Source organism: Morganella sp. EGD-HP17 (assembly GCF_000512315.2).
Classification (GTDB): Bacteria; Pseudomonadota; Gammaproteobacteria; order Enterobacterales; family Enterobacteriaceae; genus Morganella; species Morganella morganii.
On sequence record NZ_AZRH01000061.1, the window covers coordinates 1 to 1,176 of the forward strand.

A 1,176-nucleotide genomic window follows, 5' to 3' on the forward strand; every position below is an offset into this window, starting at 1 on the left:
TGCCTTTGCAGGCGGTGCGATTGATGCCATCGGCAGCGGTATCGGCAAAGTGGGGCAGACCACGGTCGGTATCGGGGCGGCGGACACCACCTCGTTCGGGGATGTCGCCCGGGCCGGTGCAGGCTCCGGAACCTCACAGGTCGGCAAAACCCTGTCCGATTATTTCATCAAACGGGCAGAGCAGTACCATCCGGTTATTCCCGTCGGTGCCGGTGTGGATGTGACGGTGGTGTTTCAGGAAGGGTTTCAGCTGGAATTTGCCGATGTGAAGAAAAAGAAAGCGGCTAAAACGCCGGTGAAAGAGGCGGTACAGCAGGGGATCTCGGTTTCAAAAGAAACCCTGCGTGAGCTGAACCTCGGTTCACCTGTACCTTCAAATCCGGCACCGGCACCCGCTTACGGGTATTCGCAGCCGCCCGGTTATCCGCAGTAAGGGGGCGGTGATGAATGTGGTCACTCTTGTGCAGTGCTTCACCGGGCTTATTTTCTTCCTGGTATCACTGTGTGTGCCCGGCGTCCCGGCTGAGGTGGTGATGTTTGCTTTATCGGTCGGCGGACTTGCGGTACTGGCAGGTAATTATATCCGGTCTGATATTCAGGCCGGTTAAGGCGCTGTTATATTGATACCGGATATGACAATTATCTGTCAGAAATACAATCAGATTTAAATAAAACATCAGCCGTATTATGAGGTGTATATGTTAATAACAGGGTTAGCTGTCGGGTTTATTATGATTCATATCGGTATATGGCGATATTATCATTGTGAAAAAAGAGCCGGAAAAATAATCAGTGCCGGTATCATTATAACCGGTGTTCTGGTTATTGCCGGCGTGTTTGTAATTGACGCGATAAAATATAAGGGAAATCCTTATCAGGAAAATATTGGCAAATATTACAGTGAGGAATGTAAACCTCTGGTGTTATCCGGCGGGAATGCTGCCGGTGAAATGAATATTATTAACTGTCATGAAACTATCCTGCAGGTTGATGCGGCAGAGTATGATAACGCCATCAGTTCATACCGGAAATTCCTCAGTAAACAGCAGGGTGGGGTTTCTGACTGACCGGAGTCTGTGGTCGGTGTTTACCGTTTCTTTCACCGGAAGTTTTTATTAATTATTAATGTAATGCCGGAATGGAATTTATTCCTGATGAGGGGGTTATGACATTTAA

At 48.5% G+C, this 1,176-nt stretch carries 3 protein-coding genes; all 3 read left to right on the forward strand.

What is annotated here, in order from left to right; genetic code table 11:
* The coding region (locus tag X965_RS18715; protein ID WP_036419839.1) for a TrbI/VirB10 family protein at positions 1-433 on the forward strand (433 nt) is incomplete at its 5' end.
* Positions 434-443: 10 nt separating this feature from the next.
* Entirely contained in the window at positions 444-608 is a 165-nt protein-coding gene (locus X965_RS19475; RefSeq protein ID WP_156341099.1) for a hypothetical protein, read from the forward strand.
* Between the two features lie 225 nt (positions 609-833).
* A complete protein-coding gene (locus X965_RS18720; protein WP_156341104.1) occupies positions 834-1,067 on the forward strand; it encodes a hypothetical protein in 234 nt (77 codons plus the stop codon).
* Positions 1,068-1,176 lie beyond the last annotated feature (109 nt).

Coding starts and splice junctions, on each gene's coding strand:
- X965_RS19475 (WP_156341099.1), top strand. CDS start 444: ATGAATGTGGTCACTCTTGTGCAGTGCTTCACCGGGCTTATTTTCTTC.